At 71.5% G+C, this 13,494-nt stretch carries 13 protein-coding genes and 1 pseudogene; 9 read left to right on the top strand and 5 right to left on the bottom strand.

From position 1 onward, the window contains the following. The first annotated feature begins 65 nt into the window (after positions 1-65). The gene (locus ACFY5C_RS33885) at positions 66-938 is read left to right on the top strand and encodes a class I SAM-dependent methyltransferase (protein ID WP_389451738.1); all 873 of its coding nucleotides are present in this window, start codon (positions 66-68) and stop codon (positions 936-938) included. Here ACFY5C_RS33885 and ACFY5C_RS33880 read toward each other — a convergent pair. Then, the gene (locus ACFY5C_RS33880) at positions 927-2,129 is read right to left on the bottom strand and encodes a bifunctional adenosylcobinamide kinase/adenosylcobinamide-phosphate guanylyltransferase (RefSeq protein WP_389451735.1); all 1,203 of its coding nucleotides are present in this window, start codon (positions 2,127-2,129) and stop codon (positions 927-929) included. The genes ACFY5C_RS33885 and ACFY5C_RS33880 overlap by 12 nt on opposite strands. A 114-nt stretch (positions 2,130-2,243) precedes the next feature. Here ACFY5C_RS33880 and ACFY5C_RS33875 point away from each other — a divergent pair, with 114 nt between their 5' ends. Continuing rightward, positions 2,244-2,453 carry a hypothetical protein gene (locus ACFY5C_RS33875; protein ID WP_389451733.1) on the top strand — a complete coding sequence of 70 codons (210 nt, stop codon included), beginning with the start codon at positions 2,244-2,246 and terminating at the stop codon, positions 2,451-2,453. Positions 2,454-2,495: 42 nt separating this feature from the next. Here ACFY5C_RS33875 and ACFY5C_RS33870 read toward each other — a convergent pair whose 3' ends face one another. The 3 genes from ACFY5C_RS33870 to ACFY5C_RS33860 all read right to left on the bottom strand — a co-directional run bounded on the left by ACFY5C_RS33870 (position 2,496) and on the right by ACFY5C_RS33860 (position 5,790). After that, entirely contained in the window at positions 2,496-3,584 is a 1,089-nt protein-coding gene (locus tag ACFY5C_RS33870; RefSeq protein WP_389451730.1) for a S1C family serine protease, read from the bottom strand. 689 nt (positions 3,585-4,273) lie between these two features. Continuing rightward, positions 4,274-4,975 (bottom strand): class I SAM-dependent methyltransferase, encoded by a 702-nt coding sequence (locus tag ACFY5C_RS33865; RefSeq protein WP_389451727.1) that lies wholly within the window; start codon positions 4,973-4,975, stop codon positions 4,274-4,276. An 83-nt stretch (positions 4,976-5,058) separates the two neighbouring features. Beyond that, positions 5,059-5,790: a DUF3043 domain-containing protein gene (locus tag ACFY5C_RS33860; RefSeq protein WP_389451724.1), complete on the bottom strand. Its 732-nt coding sequence runs from the start codon at positions 5,788-5,790 to the stop codon at positions 5,059-5,061. A 196-nt stretch (positions 5,791-5,986) separates the two neighbouring features. Between ACFY5C_RS33860 and ACFY5C_RS33855 the strand changes: the two genes are divergently transcribed. The 6 genes from ACFY5C_RS33855 (at position 5,987) to ACFY5C_RS33830 (ending at position 12,785) form a co-directional block, all read left to right on the top strand. Next, entirely contained in the window at positions 5,987-6,766 is a 780-nt protein-coding gene (locus ACFY5C_RS33855; RefSeq protein WP_389451721.1) for a PspA/IM30 family protein, read from the top strand. A gap of 41 nt (positions 6,767-6,807) precedes the next feature. Then, positions 6,808-7,086, top strand: coding sequence for a hypothetical protein (locus ACFY5C_RS33850; protein ID WP_389451719.1), 279 nt, complete (start codon positions 6,808-6,810; stop codon positions 7,084-7,086). 183 nt (positions 7,087-7,269) lie between these two features. Then, a complete protein-coding gene (locus ACFY5C_RS33845; RefSeq protein ID WP_389451716.1) occupies positions 7,270-8,442 on the top strand; it encodes a sensor histidine kinase in 1,173 nt (390 codons plus the stop codon). After that, a complete protein-coding gene (locus ACFY5C_RS33840; RefSeq protein WP_389451713.1) occupies positions 8,439-8,624 on the top strand; it encodes a hypothetical protein in 186 nt (61 codons plus the stop codon). The genes ACFY5C_RS33845 and ACFY5C_RS33840 overlap by 4 nt, the downstream gene beginning before the upstream one ends. A gap of 49 nt (positions 8,625-8,673) precedes the next feature. Beyond that, entirely contained in the window at positions 8,674-9,354 is a 681-nt protein-coding gene (locus ACFY5C_RS33835) for a response regulator (protein ID WP_389451711.1), read from the top strand. Between the two features lie 266 nt (positions 9,355-9,620). After that, positions 9,621-12,785: an efflux RND transporter permease subunit gene (locus ACFY5C_RS33830; protein WP_389451708.1), complete on the top strand. Its 3,165-nt coding sequence runs from the start codon at positions 9,621-9,623 to the stop codon at positions 12,783-12,785. Between the two features lie 137 nt (positions 12,786-12,922). On the opposite strand, the pseudogene ACFY5C_RS33825 reads toward ACFY5C_RS33830, so the two are convergent. Continuing rightward, a pseudogene (locus ACFY5C_RS33825) lies at positions 12,923-13,132 on the bottom strand (hypothetical protein); the annotation flags it as partial. Here ACFY5C_RS33825 and ACFY5C_RS33820 point away from each other — a divergent pair. Next, complete coding sequence (locus ACFY5C_RS33820) at positions 13,071-13,412, top strand: hypothetical protein (RefSeq protein WP_389451705.1); 342 nt, start codon at positions 13,071-13,073, stop codon at positions 13,410-13,412. The pseudogene ACFY5C_RS33825 and the gene ACFY5C_RS33820 overlap by 62 nt on opposite strands. Positions 13,413-13,494 lie beyond the last annotated feature (82 nt).

The following is a 13,494-nucleotide window of genomic DNA, read 5'->3' as shown; positions in this document are numbered from 1 at the left end:
GCACCACCCGCCGTCCGCCTCCGCCGTACGCCCCCCGCGTACGCCCTCGCGCCCGGGAGCCGCCCATGACCGCGACCGCCCCCTCCGAACGACGCCGCACCGACTGCGCGTTCACCCTCGCCAGATGCCGGCAGCACACCTACGCCCCCCGCCATCTGCGGCTCACACGGCTGCCGTACCGCCACCTGAGAGCCGCGGCCCGCGCGGCGCTGGCCTTCCCCGAGCCGGAGAGCTGGCTGGACGTGGGCACGGGATACGCCCGCTTCCCGGAGGTGGCGAAGGAACTCTTCCCGTACACCGCGTTCGACGGCCTCGACCTGACCCACCGCGTGCTGGACGCCCGCGTCGCCGAGCGGGTCGAGGAAGCCCACGTCGGCCACCTCACGGACCCCCGCATCACGGCCCGGCTGCGCGCCCGCTACGACATCGTCAGCATGTTCCGCCATCTGGAACACGCCCCGGACCCCCGCAAGGAGCTGCGCGCCGCCCTCGCGGTCCTGCGCCCCGGCGGCCACCTCCTCCTCGAACTGCCCAACCCGAGAGGCGTGTTCGCCCTGCTGCTCGGCAGGTGGTGGATCCCGCACAGCCGCCCGGGCCACCTGCACCTGATGCCCCTGAAGACCCTCCACGAGGAACTCAGGGCCCTGGGCTGCACCGTCCTCTCGGCGGACCGCCGCGCCGCGCACATCCCGTACGACTTCGCGGCCTTCACCTCACTGGTGCTGACGCATCTGCTGCCCGCGCCCCTGTCCCGGGCGGGCGCACCCCTGGTCGGCGTGGCCTGGGCGCTCGACCACCTCCTGGCCCCCCTGGTGCGCCGCACCCGCCTGTCGAACACGTACCGCGTCATCGCCCGCAAGGAGCCGGCCCCGCAGCTGACCAGGCCACCGGCCGCGCAGCCGGTCGGGCAGCCGACCCCACCGCCCTCAGCCGCGTAGCACCAGCGCCTGCCCGGCCACCACCAGCAGCACCTGCTCGCACTCCCCGGCGAAGGCGGCGTTCAGCCGCCCCAACTCGTCGCGGTAGCGCCGCCCCGACGCCGTCGCCGGCACGATCCCCGACCCCACCTCGTTCGACACGGCGACCACGGTCCGCCGGGTCGCCCGCACCGCCTGCGTCAACTCCTGCACCCGCTTGCGCAGCGCCTTCTCCCCACCCTCCGCCCACACCGCGTCGTCCCACGCCCCGACGGCGTCCATGGCGTCCGTGAGCCACAGGGACAGACAGTCGACGAGCAGCGGCGGCCCGTTCTCGGCCAGCAGCGGCACGAGGTCACACGTCTCGGTCGTACGCCACGACCCCGGCCGCCGTTCCCGGTGCGTGGCGACCCGCGCCGCCCATTCGGTGTCCCCGCCCCGGGTGCCCCCGGTCGCCACGTACAGCACGTCGGCAAACGCCTCCAGCCGCCGCTCCGCCTCCACCGACTTCCCGGAGCGGGCCCCGCCCAGCACCAGGGTCCGCCGCGGCACGTCAGGCACGTCCTCGTACGCCCCCACCTCCAGCGTCGTCCCGTCCGGCACGGCGCGCGCCCCCGCCGCAGCGAGCCGCCGCCGCAGCTCGGCACCCGGCGGCGCGTCGTGATCCAGATGCACGGCGATGACATCCGTCGTCGGCCCGACGGCCCCCACCGCACGCAGCTTGGCCAGCGCGTCCGGGCGCCCCACGACATCGGCGACCACCATGTCGTACATCCCGACGGCCCCCTCCTCCAGCCCGGCCGGCGCGCCTCCCGGCGGCAGGTACAGCAGCCGCTGCCCGTCCGGCCCCGTCACCGCGTAGCCCGTGCCCGGATGGTCCATCGCCACCGCCCGCACCCGATGCCCCGTCAGCAGCGCCAACTCCCGCCCGTCCGGTACCCGGCCGGGCTGCGGCACCCCGGCGGGCACCTCGACGGCGGGCCCGTTGTGCGGGTGCGACAGCAGCACCTGCCGTACGTTCGCCAGCGAACGCCCCGCCCGTGCCGCCGCGAACGCGGCCCCGGGCGTCAGATCGAGCAGCAGCGCCCCGTCCACGAGCAAGGCGGTCGCCGCCCGCGCATCGTCCCCGAGCGCGCTCGCACAAGCCGCGCACGGACAGTCGGGGCGGGGGAGTCCCGCGGGGGCACCGGTGCCGAGGAGAGTGAGTTCCACGGAACCGATTTTCGCGTGTCGGCGCAGGTCTCGCGCATCCGGCTAGGCTCAGGTCCAGGAGCCGGACCTTGATCCGGCTCCTACTCTGCACGTGCCGACACCTTGGAGGCGTACATGGCGGCATGGACGTGGCGGTTCGAGAAGGCCGACGGGGCGGAGATCCAGCCCGCGGTGCAGCCCGAGGAGTTCACCACCCAGGGGGACGCCGAGTCGTGGATCGGGGAGCACTGGAAGGCACTGCTCGAAGGCGGTGCGGACCAGGTACGGCTGCTCGAGGACTCCACGGAGATCTACGGGCCGATGAGCCTGCACGCCGACGCGTAACGCTCACGGGGGCGAGGGCGTCGTGGCCCTCGCCCGTCTCCGTCACTGCTCACCCAGCGTCACATCCACCGTCTTCTTACTGCCGTTGCGGGTGTACGTCACCTTCGTCCGCTCGCCCGGCTTGTCGGCGGCGAGCGCCTCGGACAGCGAGGTGATGGTGGTGATGTCCGTGTCGCCCAGCCGGGTGATGATGTCCCCTGGTGCCAGACCGGCCTTGTCGGCCGCCCCACCCGTCTGCACCTTGACGACGGCCACGCCGGCGGCCTGGTAGTCGTCGTTCACGACCGTACGGGCCGTGATGCCGAGCGCCGCCCGGCCCGAGTCGGTGACCCTGCCGTCCTTGATGATCTGGTCGGCGATCGTCCGCACCGTCGACGCCGGGATGGCGAACCCGATGCCGGGCGCGGCGCTGTCCCCGAGGCCGGGGTCGGTGGCGGCGAGGGTCGGGATGCCGATGACCCGGCCGTCGAGGTTCACCAGGGCGCCGCCGCTGTTGCCGGGGTTGATGGCCGCCGACGTCTGCACCATGTTGGCGATCGTCGCGCCCGTACCGCCGTTGTCGCTGCCCTCGGTGACGGTGCGTCCGGTCGCCGAGACGATGCCCTGCGTCACGCTGGACGCCAGCCCGAGGGGCGAGCCCATCGCCAGCACGATCTGCCCGACCTCGACCTCGGCGGAGTCCCCGAGCGTCGCCGCCTTCAGCCCGTCCGGCATGTCGTCCAGCTTGATGACGGCGAGGTCCTGCTGCGGGTACGAGGACACGAGCTGCGCGGTGACCTCGTCCTCGCGGTTCGCGATCGTCACACGGAAGGTCTTCTCGTCCCCGACGACGTGTGCGTTGGTGACGATGTGGCCCTGGCCGTCGTAGACCACGCCCGATCCGAGGTCGTTCCTGGCCTGGATCTGCACGACCGACGGCAGGACGTCCCTGATCACTTTCAGATAGCCGTCCTGCAGATCCTCGGTCGCCGTGAGCGCCTTCGGAACGGCGGCCTGCGCGGCCTGCGTGGTCGACGCCTCCCGCCCGCCCGAGGACGACGAGCCGGAACAACCCGAGAACACCCCGAGACAGCAACAGAGCCCGAGAGCCGAATGAGCGAGCCGCACGGCACGGGAACGGCGAGCATCCATGCCCCGAGTCTCCCCGCAAGGCGCGCCCCCGGCCCGCGCTGCTCACCCGAACGAGCTGAGCGGAACCTGACGCACACCGACTCGGTCGGCGCCGGCACGCCCGGGGGAGGCCGGTCCGTGTGGGTGTCGCGGGCGTTGTGGGGGAGGGGAGGGGAGGCGTCGGGCTGGTCGGTCACGGGCCCGGATGGGGCGGTCTCTCCGGGACGGGCCGGGGCCGTCGAGTCCGGCGGCACGCCGCTCATCGGTGCTTTGCGGCGGGTCCCGGCGGGTGCGGGGTCCGAGGCGATGGTGGCGGGGCGATTCCGGGGGGAGGCCGGTCCGTGTGGGTGTCGTGGGCGTTGTCGGGGAGGGGTGGGGAGGTGTCGGGCTGGTCTGTCGCGGGCCCGGATGGGGCGGTCTCTCTGGGACGGGCCGGGGCCGTCGAGTCCGGCGGCGCCGCTCATCGGTGCTTTGCGGGCGGGTCTCGGCGGGTGCTGGGTCCGAGGCGATGGTGGCGGGGCGATTCCGGGGGGAGGCCGGGCCGGCTCGGTGTCGTGGGCGTTGTCGGGCGGGGGGAGGGAAGGCGTCGGATGATCTGTCACGGGCCCGATGGCGCGGGTTCCCGGGGCATGCGGGGACGTCCCCCCGTCCGCTCACCCGTGCTCAGCGGTCGGGGCTCGGCGGGCGTGACGTCCGTGGCGGTGGCGGGGTCAGCCCCGCACCCCGCACAGGTGCAGCAGGGCCGCGACGCTCCGGTAGGGGTCCGTCTTCCCGGCCCGTTCCTCGACGGTCAGGAAGGTCTCCACGTCCGGCGGGGTCGTTGCCCCGTCGGCGGCCGTGTCGGTGAACACCCGCACCCCGTACCAGGCGTGCAGCGGTGCCCCGATGCCCGCGAGCGTCGCCGTCAGATCGGCGAGCCGGTCGGCCCGTACGTCGAGTCCCAGCCGATTTCGGTAGGCGGTCGTGTCGAAGGCGGTCAGCGCGCCGGGCCAGTCCCCGCCCAGCCCGGGCCGCATGGCCAGGGCGTCGCCGTTGCGGACGAGCAGCGACAGCAGCCCGGCCGGAGCGAGCATCCGGGCCAGCCCGGCCAGCAGCGGGTCGGGGTCCTCGATGTACATCAGCACGCCATGACAGAGCACGACGTCGAAGCTGCCCGGCAGAAAGTGGACGCCGGTGTCCCGCCCGTCGCCCTGGACGATGCGGACCCGCTCCCGGATCCCCTCCGGCTCGCCGGCGAGCGCCTCACGAGCCGTGGCGATCATCTTCGGGTCCTGCTCCACGCCGGTCACCTGGTGCCCGGCCCGGGCCAGACGCAGCGCCTGCGTGCCCTGGCCCATCCCCACGTCGAGCACCCGCAGCCGCTGCCCGACGGGGAACCGCCCGGCTATCTGCTCGTCGAGCTGGCGGCCCACCAGCTCCTGTCGTACGACATCACGCAGCCCGCCCAGCTTGTCGAGCCACGCATCTGCCGCACCCCCGGAAAATGCGGTTGCGCTCAGGGCCGCTCTCCGCGCTTGACCTGAGGCTTCGGCAGCCGGAGCCGGCGCATCTGCAGGGAGCGCATCAGCGCGTAGGCGACGGCGCCGCGCTTGTTGTCGTCGGGGAAGCGCTCGGCGAGCCGCTTCTTCAGGCGGAAGCCGGTGACGACCGAGTCGAGCACGATCAGCACGATCACGATCAGCCACAGCAGCAGCGCGATGTTCTGCAGGGCCGGCACCTGGACCATGCTCAGCACCAGGATGACCACGGCCATCGGCAGGAAGAACTCCGCGATGTTGAAGCGCGAGTCGATGAAGTCACGCGCGAACTTGCGGACCGGACCCTTGTCACGGGCCGGCAGATACCGCTCGTCGCCCCCGGCCAGCGCCTGACGCTGCTTCGCCAGGGCGGCACGGCGCTCCTCGCGCTGCCGCTTGGCGGCGTCCTTGCGCGTCAACGACGTGTTGGCCACGCTCCGACGCTGCGACTGCGCGTCGCTGCGCTTGGGCGTGGGGCGGCCCTTCGGGGCCTCGGGGTGACGGGTCTCATTGGAGTCGGTCACCAGCGCCTTGTCGGCGGACTGGGCCTTCTCTTCCTTGGCACGGCTACGGAACACAAAACCCAAGGGTACGGGGTGCCAGGGGTTGGACCCCAGCCCCCTGGGGAACGATCCGGCAACACCAGTCGTCGTAGGGGGACAGAGGGGACGTTGCAGACGGTTCCTCCGGCGGCCATGAGGCAGGCACATGGGCGGCACCGGGTCGGCACCCGGGAGTCACCTACTCCTTACGCCGGAGCAGGAGCGTGAGCAGTCGTCCTTGGGGATGAGCGCATCCGTCCCCGAACAGTGCGGTAATGGATGCAGGGCCCGTACTGTGGGTTCTGTCGCAGGTGCTGGAGTGGAGTCCGTCAGAAGGGGGCGCGCGAAGCCCATGAGCGGTGTCATGAAGCGTATGGGGATGATCTTCCGCGCGAAGGCGAACAAGGCCCTTGACCGGGCCGAGGACCCGCGCGAGACCCTCGATTACTCGTACCAGAAGCAGCTGGAGCTGCTCCAGAAGGTCCGCCGCGGCGTAGCCGACGTGGCCACCTCGCGCAAGCGCCTGGAACTCCAGCTCAATCAACTCCAGCAGCAGTCGTCGAAGCTGGAGGACCAGGGCCGCAAGGCGCTCGCGCTGGGCCGTGAGGACCTGGCCCGCGAGGCGCTCTCGCGCCGCGCCGCCCTCCAGCAGCAGGTGACGGACCTGGAGACGCAGCACGCGACGCTGCAGGGCGAGGAGGAGAAGCTCACCCTCGCGGCCCAGCGCCTGCAGGCGAAGGTCGACGCCTTCCGCACCAAGAAGGAGACGATCAAGGCCACCTACACCGCCGCCCAGGCCCAGACCCGCATCGGCGAGGCCTTCTCCGGCATCTCCGAGGAGATGGGCGACGTCGGCCTGGCGATCCAGCGTGCGGAGGACAAGACGGCCCAGCTCCAGGCCCGCGCCGGAGCCATCGACGAACTCCTCGCCTCCGGCGCCCTCGACGACCAGTCCGGCATGCACAAGGACGACATCCAGGCCGAGCTGGACCGGCTCTCCGGTGGTACGGATGTAGAGCTGGAACTGCAGCGCATGAAGGCGGAGCTGGCGGGCGGTTCCTCGTCGCAGCAGGCGATCGAGGGCGGCGCCGGCCAGCCCCAGTCCCAGCAGCAGCAGGACACCCCGCGCTTCGACAAGCAGTAGTCCCCCTCAGACGGGGCGGGCCCATCGCCGAGGAGGGCGACATGATCGTACGGATCATGGGGGAGGGGCAGGTGAGTCTGGCCGACAGCCACCTCACCGAGCTGAACAAGCTGGACGACGTGCTCCTGGAGGAAATGGAGAACGGCGACGGCCCAGGTTTCCGCGCGACCCTCCACGCCCTTCTCCAGAAGGTCCGCGAACTGGGCGAGCCTGTGCCCGACGACTCCCTGGAACCGTCGGAGCTGATCCTCCCGTCGCCGGACGCGACGCTGGAGGAGGTTCGCGAACTGCTGAGCGATGACGGCTTGATCCCGGGTTGAGTCAGATCGGCCCGTCCGGCGTCTGAGGAAGAGGCCCGTTCAGGGCCGAAGCGGCGGTCTGGGGGCAGCAGCCTCCAGACCACGCGGCCTGCCACACCGGGCACACGACACGAGGAACCCCAGTTGGCCCCCGTTCCAAGCCCCGCAGGGGAACGCGCCCGGCGGCATCTCCAGGCGCACCCCATGGCGCTGGACGCGGCGTTGGCGGTCGGCGTACTGGTCTGCATGGTGTCCGGCTCGTTCGTGGACCCGCACGGGAAGAACGGCGTGACCTGGGGTCTGCGTACCCCGGACACGCTCAGCCTGGTGCTCATCGCCCTCGGCGCCGCGGCCCTGGTCTTCCGCCGCCGCGCCCCCATCACGGTCCTCGCGGTCACCGGCACCGTCTCCCTGATCGAGTCCGTAACCGGCGACCCCCGCGCCCCGGTCGCCATGTCCGCGGTGATCGCCCTCTACACCGTCGCCTCGACCACCGACCGCACCACCACCTGGCGCGTCGGCCTGCTCACCGTCACCGTCCTGACCGGTTCCGCGATGCTCGCCGGCCCCCTGCCCTGGTACGCGCAGGAGAACCTCGCCATCTTCGCCTGGACCGGCATCGGCGCCACCGCAGGCGACGCGGTCCGCAGCCGCCGCGCCGCCGTCACCGCCATCCGCGAACGTGCCGAACGCGCCGAGCGCACCCGCGAGGAGGAGGCCCGCCGCCGCGTCGCCGAGGAGCGCCTGCGCATCGCCCGGGACCTGCACGACGTCGTCGCCCACCACATCGCCCTCGTCAATGTGCAGGCCGGCGTCGCCGCCCACGTCATGGACAAGCGGCCCGACCAGGCCAAGGAAGCCCTCGCGCACGTACGCGAGGCCAGCCGCTCCGCGCTCAACGAACTGCGCGCGACCGTCGGCCTGCTGCGGCAGTCCGGCGACCCCGAGGCCCCCACCGAACCCGCCCCCGGTCTGGAGCGCCTCGACGAACTCGTGGGCACCTTCCGCAGCGCCGGCCTCCAGGTGGAGGTCGCCCGCGCCGACCAGGGCACCACGCTCCCGGCCGCCGTCGACCTGGCCGCCTACCGCGTCATCCAGGAGGCGCTGACCAACGTGCAGAAGCACGCGGGCCCGGACGCCAAGGCCGAGGTCAGCGTCGTCCGGGTGGGACCGAACGTCGAGATCACCGTTCTCGACGACGGCGCCGGCGAGGACGACACCGCCGACGGCGGCGGCCACGGCCTGCTCGGCATGCGCGAGCGCGTCACCGCCCTGCGCGGCACCCTCACCACCGGCCCCCGCTACGGAGGCGGCTTCCGCGTCCATGCGATCCTGCCGGTCAAGAGCCGTACGCGCGCCGCGGAGGACGCCGTATGACGCGATGGACGCCCTCTGACGACGCGCCGTCCCCCTCTCGCCGTACGCCCCTTCCGCCGTCCGCTTCGCTGTCGTACGCCGCACCCGCCGTCCCCCTCTCGCCGTGCGCCGCACCCGCCGTCCGCCTCGCTGTCGTACGCCGCACCCGCCCGCAACGGGCCGTACGCCTGACCGCCGTATGACACCTGAACGCCCCCACCGCCCCGCACAAGGGCCCGGAGAGGACCCCGCATGACGATCCGCGTCCTGCTCGCCGACGACCAGGCCCTGTTGCGCAGCGCCTTCCGGGTGCTGGTCGACTCCGAGCCCGACATGGAGGTCGTCGCCGAGGCGTCCGACGGGGCGGCGGCGGTGCGGCTGGCCAAGGAGGAGCGGGCGGACGTCGTCCTGATGGACATCCGGATGCCCGGCACCGACGGCCTCGCCGCCACCCGCATGATCAGCGCCGACCCGGCCCTCGCCCATGTCCGCGTCGTCATACTGACCACCTTCGAGGTCGACGACTACGTCGTGCAGTCGCTGCGCGCCGGCGCCTCCGGCTTCCTCGGCAAGGGCTCCGAACCCGACGAACTCCTCGCCGCCATCCGCGTCGCGGCCGGCGGTGAGGCCCTGCTCTCGCCGGCCGCCACCAAGGGCCTGATCGCCCGTTTCCTCGCCCAGGGCGACGGCGCCGACGACCGCGACCCGGCCCGGGCCGAGCGGCTCGACGCCCTCACCGTCCGGGAGCGCGAGGTCCTGGTCCAGGTCGCCGGTGGGCACTCCAACGACGAGATCGCCGAGCGGCTGGCGGTCAGCCCCCTGACCGTGAAGACGCACGTCAACCGGGCCATGTCCAAGCTCGGCGCCCGCGACCGGGCGCAGCTCGTGGTGATCGCGTACGAGTCCGGGCTGGTACGTCCAAGGGTGGAGTGAGCTCGACCCGGGTGTACTGCGCCCGGAGTATGCGCCGGATAAGGAACGGGACCTGCGGCCTACGAAACGGGTCTCCCCGATGGCTCAGGGTGTAGGGGCGGGCGCTCATCTGTGCCGCATATGCGTGTCCCACGCGTGTGCCGTGGACGCCCCGCTGATCCCTGCCTGACCCAAGCCTGCTCCTTGCCTGATCCAAGCCTGATCCCTGCCTGACCCAAGCCTGCTCCTTGCCGCTTCTGCCGCTCACAGAAGAGAGACCCTGAACCATGTCCTGGCTGTCGAAGTTCAGCCTTGCCCAGCGTGCCCTGATAGGCCTGATGTCGATCATCGCGATCGTCTTCGGCGCCATCGCGATACCCCAGCTCAAGCAGCAGCTGCTGCCCTCGATCGAACTGCCCATGGTGTCCGTGCTGGCGCCGTACCAGGGCGCCGCGCCGGACGTGGTCGAGAAGCAGGTCGTCGAGCCGATCGAGGACAGCCTCGAAGCCGTCGACGGCATCACCGGCGTCACCTCCACGGCCAGCGAGGGCAACGCCGTGATCATGGCGTCCTTCGACTACGGCCCCGACAACCAGCAGCTGGTGGCCGACGTCCAGCAGGCCGTCAACCGGGCCCGCACCCAGCTGCCGGACGACGTGGACCCGCAGGTCATCGCCGGTTCCACGGACGACATCCCGACCGTCGTCCTCGCCGTCACCTCCAGCCGTGACCAGCAGGCCCTGGCCGACCAGCTCGACCGGACCGTCGTGCCGGACCTGAAGGACATCGACGGCGTCGGTCAGGTCACCGTCGACGGCGTACGGGACCTTCAGGTCACCGTGACCCCCAACGACGCGAAGCTGGCGAAGGCGGGCCTGACCTCGGCGGACCTCTCCGAGGCCCTGAGGGCGGGCGGCGCCACCGTCCCGGCGGGCTCCTTCGACGAGGGCGGCGACAACCGCACCGTCCAGGTGGGCGGCGGGTTCACCTCGCTGCAGCAGATCGAGGACCTGAGGGTCACCGGCGCGGGCGCCGCGGGCGGCGGTGCGGATGCTTCAGGTAAGAAGCCGGTCCGCCTCGGTTCCGTCGCCACCGTCGAGCAGGAGCAGGCCCCGGCCGACTCCCTCACGCGCACGGACGGCAAGCCGTCCCTCGCGATCGCCGTCACCATGGACCGCGACGGCAGCGCGGTCGCGATCTCCAACGCGGTCCAGGACAAGCTCGCGGAGATGCGCAAGGACCTCGGCTCCGGCGCCACGCTGACCGTGGTCAGCGACCAGGGCCCGGCGGTCTCGAAGTCCATCGACGGCCTGACCACCGAGGGCGCGCTCGGCCTGCTCTTCGCGGTCCTCGTCATCCTGGTCTTCCTGGCGTCGATCCGTTCGACGCTGGTGACGGCGGTCTCGATCCCCCTGTCGGTGGTCCTGGCCCTGATCGTCCTGTGGACGCGCGACCTGTCGCTGAACATGCTGACGCTCGGCGCGCTCACCATCGCCATCGGCCGCGTCGTCGACGACTCGATCGTGGTCCTGGAGAACATCAAGAGGCACCTCGGCTACGGCGAGGAGCGCCAGGAGGCCATCCTCAAGGCGGTCCGCGAGGTCGCCGGCGCGGTCACCTCCTCCACCCTCACCACGGTCGCCGTGTTCCTGCCGATCGGCCTGGTCGGCGGCATGGTGGGCGAGCTGTTCGGCTCGTTCAGCCTGACCGTGACGGCCGCGTTGCTGGCATCGCTGCTGGTGTCGCTGACGGTCGTACCGGTCCTGTCGTACTGGTTCCTGCGGGCCCCGAAGGGCACCCCCGAGGACGCTGCCGAAGCCCGCCGGATCGCGGAGGAGAAGGAGGCGAAGAGCAGGCTCCAGCGCTTCTACGTCCCCGTCCTGCGCTTCGCGACCCGCCGCCGCATGACCAGCGTGCTGCTCGCGATCGTCATCCTCATCGGCACGTTCGGCATGGCCCCGCTGCTGAAGACGAACTTCTTCGACCAGGGTGAGCAGGAAGTCCTCACCGTCAAGCAGGAGTTGAAGCCGGGTACCAGCCTGGCGGCGACCGACGAGCAGGCGAAGAAGGTCGAGAAGCTGCTCGCCGACACCGAGGGCGTGAAGGACTACCAGGTCACGATCGGCTCGTCCGGCTTCATGGCGGCCTTCGGCGGCGGCACCGACACCAACCAGGCGTCCTACCAGGTGATGCTGGAGGACTCGGCGTCGTACGAGGACGTACAGGACCGCGTCGAGGCGGGCCTGAAGAACCTGGACGGCATCGGTACGACCACCATCGCGGCCGGTGACGGCTTCGGCGCCCAGGACCTGAGCGTCGTCGTGAAGGCGGCCGACGGGGAGGTGCTGCGCAAGGCGTCCGAGCAGGTCCGCGAGGCGGTGGCCGGCCTGGACGACGTCACCGACGTGACCAGCGACCTGGCGCAGAGCGTGCCGCGCATCTCGGTGAAGGCCAACGACAAGGCGGCCGCGGCCGGCTTCAACGACCAGACCCTCGGCCTGGCCGTCGCCCAGGCGGTCCGCGGCAACACGGCGGCCCAGGCGACCCTCGACGACACGGAGCGGGACGTCGTCATCAAGTTCGCGAAGCCTGCCCAGACCCTGAAGGAGCTTCGGGACCTGAGCCTCGGCCCGGTGAAGCTCGGCGACATCGCGGACGTGAAGCTGGTGGACGGCCCGGTCTCGATGACCCGCATCGACGGCCAGCGCGCGGCCACGATCTCCGCGAAGCCGACCGGCGACAACACGGGCGCGGTGAGCGCGGACCTCCAGTCCAAGATCAACTCGCTGACCCTCCCGGCGGGCGCCACGGCCTCGATCGGCGGTGTCTCCGAGGACCAGGACGAGGCGTTCGTCAACCTGGGCCTGGCGATGCTGGCGGCGATCGCGATCGTCTTCATGCTCCTGGTCGCGACCTTCCGCTCTCTCATCCAGCCCCTGATCCTGCTCGTCTCCATCCCGTTCGCGGCGACGGGCGCGATCGGCCTCCTGATCGCCACCGGCACCCCGATGGGCGTCCCCGCGATGATCGGCATGCTGATGCTGATCGGCATCGTGGTGACGAACGCGATCGTGCTGATCGACCTCATCAACCAGTACCGGAGTCAGGGCTACGGCGTCGTAGAGGCCGTGATCGAGGGCGGCCGCCACCGCCTGCGCCCCATCCTCATGACGGCCCTGGCAACGATCTTCGCCCTCCTCCCCATGGCCCTGGGCGTCACCGGCGAAGGCGGCTTCATCGCCCAGCCCCTGGCGGTGGTCGTGATCGGCGGCCTGATCACGTCGACCCTCCTGACCCTGCTCCTCGTCCCGACGCTGTACGCGATGGTGGAGCTTCGGAAGGAGCGGCGGGCGAAGAAGCGGGCGGCGAAGCGGGCGAAGAAGGCGGGCCTCCCGGGTGAGCCTTCTGAGCCGACGTCGGCTTCGGATGAGCCGGAGCCGGCGGGGGTCTGACCCTCGGCCTTCTTCAGAACAACAGCCCGTCCCAGGTGAAGACCTGGGACGGGCTGGGTCGTTACCCGGTTCAGTTCTCGAGGGCCGTGACGAAGGCGGCCCAGGAAGCAGGCGTCGATGATCGCCCAGTACAGGGGCGGCTCGGCCGAGCGGAGCCGATCCTGTCGGGACATGCGGGCGTTGACGAGTTCCTCCACCTTCTCCCGAGGGAGTTCTTCCTGAAGGCATAGCTGCGCGCCGGCGTAACCCCTGGGTCTGCAACAGCCCTGGGATGACCTGCGGTTCGTGGTTCTCGATGACCTCCGCCCGCGCCTCGAAGCCCATGAACCTCTGGTACTGCTCCGGATGTGCCTCCCGCTTGGCCAACTCGTACAGCCCGTGGAAGTGCTCGTCCGTGCCGAACGCGGCGTCGAGCCGGGCCGGCAGGTCCGGCGGCGACATCAACTCCGCCGTCTCGATGCGCGCGAGTGTGCTCTTGCTGGAGTTCACGATGCCCGCGAGCTGCGCGAGCGAGAGGCCTGCACCCTCGCGGTGACGGCGCTGCTCGGCGCCGAGGTAGTGGCGGGCAGAGAGATACGGGTCAGGGCCTGCGGCTCGAACGTCATCGGGCTCGCCTCTGCGTCGTGATCGTCCCGTCCTCAACGTCGGGCGAGGCGCTGCTGTTGAGGCCATGTGCCTTATGGTGACGATGCAATTACCCACGGTAACC

The organism is Streptomyces sp. NPDC012935 (genome assembly GCF_042900345.1).
Classification (GTDB): domain Bacteria; phylum Actinomycetota; class Actinomycetes; order Streptomycetales; family Streptomycetaceae; genus Streptomyces.
This window is presented reverse-complemented; position numbering and strand designations above follow the sequence as displayed.

Bases quoted from the DNA above. Each gene is read 5' to 3' on its own strand.
- ACFY5C_RS33885 (WP_389451738.1), top strand. From the start codon at position 66: ATGACCGCGACCGCCCCCTCCGAACGACGCCGCACCGACTGCGCGTTC.
- ACFY5C_RS33875 (WP_389451733.1), top strand. From the start codon at position 2,244: ATGGCGGCATGGACGTGGCGGTTCGAGAAGGCCGACGGGGCGGAGATC.
- ACFY5C_RS33870 (WP_389451730.1), bottom strand. From the start codon at position 3,584: ATGGATGCTCGCCGTTCCCGTGCCGTGCGGCTCGCTCATTCGGCTCTC.
- ACFY5C_RS33860 (WP_389451724.1), bottom strand. From the start codon at position 5,790: ATGTGCCTGCCTCATGGCCGCCGGAGGAACCGTCTGCAACGTCCCCTC.
- ACFY5C_RS33855 (WP_389451721.1), top strand. From the start codon at position 5,987: ATGAAGCGTATGGGGATGATCTTCCGCGCGAAGGCGAACAAGGCCCTT.
- ACFY5C_RS33850 (WP_389451719.1), top strand. From the start codon at position 6,808: ATGATCGTACGGATCATGGGGGAGGGGCAGGTGAGTCTGGCCGACAGC.
- ACFY5C_RS33845 (WP_389451716.1), top strand. From the start codon at position 7,270: ATGGCGCTGGACGCGGCGTTGGCGGTCGGCGTACTGGTCTGCATGGTG.
- ACFY5C_RS33840 (WP_389451713.1), top strand. From the start codon at position 8,439: ATGACGCGATGGACGCCCTCTGACGACGCGCCGTCCCCCTCTCGCCGT.
- ACFY5C_RS33835 (WP_389451711.1), top strand. From the start codon at position 8,674: ATGACGATCCGCGTCCTGCTCGCCGACGACCAGGCCCTGTTGCGCAGC.
- ACFY5C_RS33830 (WP_389451708.1), top strand. From the start codon at position 9,621: ATGTCCTGGCTGTCGAAGTTCAGCCTTGCCCAGCGTGCCCTGATAGGC.